At 62.0% G+C, this 4770-nt stretch carries 2 protein-coding genes and 2 pseudogenes; 3 read left to right on the top strand and 1 reads right to left on the bottom strand.

From position 1 onward, the window contains the following. Positions 1 to 163 precede the first annotated feature (163 nt). Both LXN00_RS12765 and LXN00_RS12520 read left to right on the top strand, forming a co-directional pair. Positions 164 to 1076 (top strand): annotated as a pseudogene (locus tag LXN00_RS12765) (transposase). A gap of 515 nt (positions 1077 to 1591) precedes the next feature. Beyond that, on the top strand, positions 1592 to 3214 hold the full coding sequence (locus tag LXN00_RS12520; RefSeq protein WP_234508710.1) for an alpha/beta hydrolase: 1623 nt from the start codon (positions 1592 to 1594) through the stop codon (positions 3212 to 3214). Between the two features lie 17 nt (positions 3215 to 3231). On the opposite strand, the pseudogene LXN00_RS12515 reads toward LXN00_RS12520, so the two are convergent. Then, a pseudogene (locus LXN00_RS12515) lies at positions 3232 to 3692 on the bottom strand (transposase); the annotation flags it as partial. Between the two features lie 238 nt (positions 3693 to 3930). Between LXN00_RS12515 and LXN00_RS12510 the strand changes: the two are divergent. Further along, the gene (locus tag LXN00_RS12510) at positions 3931 to 4746 is read left to right on the top strand and encodes a transposase (protein ID WP_234508708.1); all 816 of its coding nucleotides are present in this window, start codon (positions 3931 to 3933) and stop codon (positions 4744 to 4746) included. Positions 4747 to 4770 lie beyond the last annotated feature (24 nt).

Genomic DNA, 4770 nt, shown 5'->3' with positions numbered 1-4770 from the left:
ACGCTTGTTGGTGAAGCGGCTGGCTAGGGCCGCGTAGCTGGCCGTGGAGGACTTTTACGACAGCCTCTAAATCCTTACACGACTGCTTAAGGTATAGTGATTTCAAATGCCTTCGTGTGCTACTTGATCTGTCCCCCCAGGGTGTGAAAAAAGAGGGGGTGCTATGCCACAAGACCGTGAGCACCCCCAGAACGTAGCCTTTGGCTGACCTACCATCTTGACGCAGAGACCCTCATCGTGGCTACCTACATTTGGGTGGATGACGAACTCAAAGCCCTCGTCGCTCAAGGTTTCAAGCTCCCCAAAAAGCAAAAGCACCAAAAGGCCACCCTGGCCGAACTCCTGGCCCTCGCCATCTTCCTCCTCCGCAAGATGTTCCCCTACGGGGAAGCAGCCAGGGCCAGGACCTCGCCAAAGGCTACCTCGCGGCCAAGACTACCCTGAAGGCTTACTTCCCCTCCCTCCCCCACCTCTCCCGTTTCTACCGGATCCTCCAGAAGGCTCATGGGCTGCTGGCCCACCTCGCCTTAAAGCTCTCCGGGGGACAAGGCCTGCTCCAGGTGGTAGACCTCAAGCCCATCCCCCTGGCCCACGGCCACCGTATCCACGGCCTCTCTCTTCCTGAGGCCGCGGTGGGGGTGGGTCCCCTGGGAGCCTTTGGCGGGTACGTCCTTGTGCCGGTGATGAACGAGCGGGGCCTCTTCTTTCGTTGGACTCTTCTTCCCGGGAATGCCCGGGAGACCTGGGCAGGGGAGCTTCTGGAGGGTTTGCCCGCGGTCCTTGGTGACCGGGGGTACAAGATACGCTGACGCGTGACCCGCTGGGTCCAGGGGGTCAAGACACCTTCCTACCGGCTTAGGGGAGGAAAGGTGGTGGAGACGGGGTGGAGAGAGTGGATGGGGAGGGTACGCAACTGGATCGAGACCCGGTTTAGCGTGATGGTACGCTCTTTGGGGCTTCACCGGATAGAGGTTCGGTCCTACTGGGGTCTAGTGGCCCGGGTGAACCTCATCCTGCTGGTCCACAACCTCATCCGTAGCCGGGTGCTCTTGAAAATGGCTAGGGGGGAGCTATGAGGTAGCACACGAAGGAATGACAAACAAAAAGTAACGGGAAAACGGAAAGTGTAGTGTAATCTTCCCTCGCCGAGCCCCCTTGTCCCACGGGCTTCCCGCTGCTTTGATTTTGATCAAGTCCAACAGGTTGAAAGCCTTGGGGGTGAAACATGAAGCACTTGCTGTTTCCAGGTCTACTTGCGGGATTGGCCTTGGCCCAAGGGGTAGTGCCGCCGCCAGAATTTCCCCTTTTTCTCACAGCCCGAGGCCGTTTGAGCCTAGGCGGTCCTTTGGCCCAAGGCCTCCGCCTTGACCTGGGAAGCAGCTATCGTCCGCTTCCCAACCTGGTCCTACGGGGGGAGGTCGGCCTTGGGGGACCTGCGGTCTTCGGTCTCGGGTTCGGGGGGGAGATCACCACCCCGGAGGGTTCTGGGCTTGTCTTTTTCCTGAGCCAGAAGGGCGGCCTTTTCCTCGGCGCCAAGGGGGCAGAGTTTTCCCTGGCGGGTCGGTTTGCCTTCTGAAGGAGGTGGAAAAGGATGAGAAGGGCATTTTGGCTTGGGTTTCTCACCCTTTTCCTCGCGGCCTGTGGGACACAGGGTGGTGCACCGGGTAGGGGTTCAGGAGAAGCTTCCCAAGGCTCTTACCAAGCCGCGGAGTATCGCAGCGTAACCATCCCTTCCTTTGATGGCACCCCAATTGCGCTCACCGTCTTTCAGCCGGCCCTGGCTCCCGGAGAGACGGCCCCACTGATCCTGCACGGCCACGGCTTGGGCGGGCATCGCATACGTGGGCCGGAGGATACCTCTACCGAAAATCCGGCGATCAGCGATGCGCTCTTTGCCGCCTGGCGTTTGGGCTACTACGTAATCAGCTTTGACCAGAGGGGCTTTGGGGACTCGGGGGGTACGGTGAGGGTGATGGACCCGGAGTACGAGGTCCGGGACGTGCGGGCCATACTGGACTGGGCCGAGGCCAATCTGCCCCGCTTCAACGGGCGGGTGGGGACGTTTGGGGCAAGCTACGGGGGCGGGTTCCAGCTTATGACTAGGGTCCAGGACCCCCGCATCCGGGCGATGATCCCCCTGGTCACCTGGTACGACCTGCCCTACAGCCTCTTCCCCAACCGGGTGCCTAAGACAGCGTGGAACACCTTGCTGCTTGCGGCAGGGGCTTTGGGAAGTGGGGGGCGGATGGACCCCTATATTTACCAGACCTATGTGGAGAGCCTCTTGCGGGGTGCCCCGTCCTCCCGGGCGGAGGCCTTCTTTCACTATCACTCCCCCTCTTACTTCTACGAGCGGGGCTTGCCTTTAGACCCGGTGGATGTGCTTCTCGTCCAGGGTATGCGGGATACCCTTTTCAACCTGAACGAGGCCTACTGGAACGCCATGGCCCTTTTGCCTAAGGGCGGCGACGTAAGGCTTCTTACCCTCCAGGGAGGGCACGTGCTCCCTTACCTTCAAGACTCCACCGCATTCTTACCCTTTGGGGGTGGGGTGGATCTGGTCAAGGTGGCTTTAGCCTGGTTTGAGGAGAAGCTCCGCGGCAAGAGGGGGGCAGCGGATTTCGTGCCGCGGCTCTCCGTGTCTTTGAACAACCAGGAGGCCGTGACGTTTGGCCGGGTGGAGGACCTGCCGGTGGGAGGGGTGGGGTTTGACGTACCGCCCACCCTTCTTGTGCCGCTAAAAGGCATCTCGGGCACGATAGAGGCTTTGCTCAGGGTACTGCGCCAGCCTTTGGCTCCCTACCTGCCCGGTGGAGGTGACCTGCCCTTGGTGGAGGGGTTGGTGGATGCGCTGCTGGGGCCGGTCTTTGTGCCCCTAAAGGCGGTGACCGAGCCCACGGTTTTGGCGGGAATACCCCGGTTCCGGCTTTATGTGGAGGGTGCTCTTGAGCTCGTTAACCCGGTGATCTTTGTGGGGCTAGGGGTGAAGAAGCTGGATGGCTCTATCCAGGTGGTGGACGAGCAGGTTTTACCCCTTAAGGGTTTTGGCAAGCACGAGGGGATGCTGGTGGGGGTGGGGGAGGCGCTGTCTCCTGGGGAGACCCTGGGCTTGGTGCTGCTCGGGACCAGCGAGCAGTACCTCCTTCACGGAAGCCGCCTGCCCTTTTTAGCGCAGGTTTCGGGCAGTGTAGCGGTGCCTACCTGGAAAAAGTAGGCGCCTTGGCGGAGGTTAACCGCCTCTTCCCGGGGAAACTTGGGGTCCCTCGTCCCCCGCCTCACCAGAACGCTAGCCCTTCGGGCTGAGCCCGAATAAACCGCTCCATCAGGTTAGTGCTGCGAAGATAGGGCCAGAGCACCTGGGGGTAATCGTAAGTCAGCCCCAAAGGGGCTACCTTGAAGCGAAGCAGGGCCCCAGAGTCCTCCCACCAGGCCGCCACCAGGAAAGGGTACCGGGCCCCCAGGCCTCCTTTCTCCAAGGCTTCAAGGGCTTCCACCCGACTCCTCGCCCCGTAGATCAGCAAGGCCCGGTCCCGGGAACGCACCTGGGCCAGGCTGGAGCGCACCCTATGCACCACGCACACCTGCCACTGGGCCAGGGGATACACCCGGCGGATCGCCTCTTCCATCCCGGGTAGACCATCCGTGATGAAGAGTAAAACCCGCCGCAGGCCCCTTTGCCATAGTTCCCTCAAGCTAGCCCTATCGGGCTGACCCAGTAGGATCTGCAACACCTCGCTTACGGTTTCCCGCACCGCTTCCCTCAGCAAGATCCGCAGGGTATCCTGATCCAAGGGGCACCTCCTCCGTCTAAGGTGTGCCCCCCTATTAAACACAGACCCTTACCTCAGTACACGTCAAAACGTGGGACCACCCCTTTAGGATGGACCTGCGCCCACGTGGATGGGCAGGTACCCATAGGAGGTGGTCCCCATGGAACAGCTTACCCCACTCATCAACGCCTTGAAGCGATACTGGAAGGCCGACCTCAGGCGCCTCACCTTCCTGGCCGCCCTGGTGATGGCTCTGGTCACCGCCCGCACCACAAGCGGCCCCAGACTCGCTCTTTCCCTCGGCTCCATAGCCAGCCCTGACCCCCGCTCCGCCTACCGAAGGTTCCAGCGGTTCTTGGCCTGGCCGGGGCTGGACGGGGAGGGCTATGCCCGCTTCATCTTCGCCCTCCTCCGACCCCAAGGGCTCCTCCTGGTCATGGACCGGACCGAGTGGGAGCTGGGGAAGAGCAAGGTCAACCTCCTGATGCTGGCCTTCCTGTACCAAGGCCTGGCCGTCCCCCTGTTCTGGAGCTTCCTTCCCCACGACGGCAACTCCTCCACCCCCGAACGCATCGCCCTGATGGAGAGGGCCTTGGCTTTCCTGAGGGCCCACTTCCCCCACCTCCGGGTGGAGGGGTTCCTGGCGGATCGGGAGTTCATAGGGGAGGCGTGGTTCCGGTACCTGGAGGAGAAGGGCATCCCCCGGTGCATCCGAATCAAGGCCAACACCCGGATGTGGCGGTTGGGCTCGGGCCCTCGGGCCTGGGAGCTCTTTGCCTCCCTGAAGGTGGGAGAGAGCCGGGTGCCCAGGCGGCGGTACTGGGTCTACGGGCGGCGCATGTGGGTGGTGGGGTTGCGCCTTGGGGTCCGGGAGTGGCTGATTGTGGCTACGGACCTGGACCCTCACCGGGTGCTGGAGGTGTACGGGCTCAGAGGCTGTCGTAAAAGGGTGGTATTCTTGAGGGATGAGCTCTAGACGATCTTACCCCAGCGACCTCAG

It is taken from the genome of Thermus brockianus (genome assembly GCF_021462505.1).
Classification (GTDB): domain Bacteria; phylum Deinococcota; class Deinococci; order Deinococcales; family Thermaceae; genus Thermus; species Thermus hydrothermalis.
This window is presented reverse-complemented; position numbering and strand designations above follow the sequence as displayed.

Excerpts from the sequence above, each read along its gene's own strand:
- LXN00_RS12520 (WP_234508710.1), top strand. The coding sequence starts at position 1,592 with ATGAGAAGGGCATTTTGGCTTGGGTTTCTCACCCTTTTCCTCGCGGCC.
- LXN00_RS12510 (WP_234508708.1), top strand. The coding sequence starts at position 3,931 with ATGGAACAGCTTACCCCACTCATCAACGCCTTGAAGCGATACTGGAAG.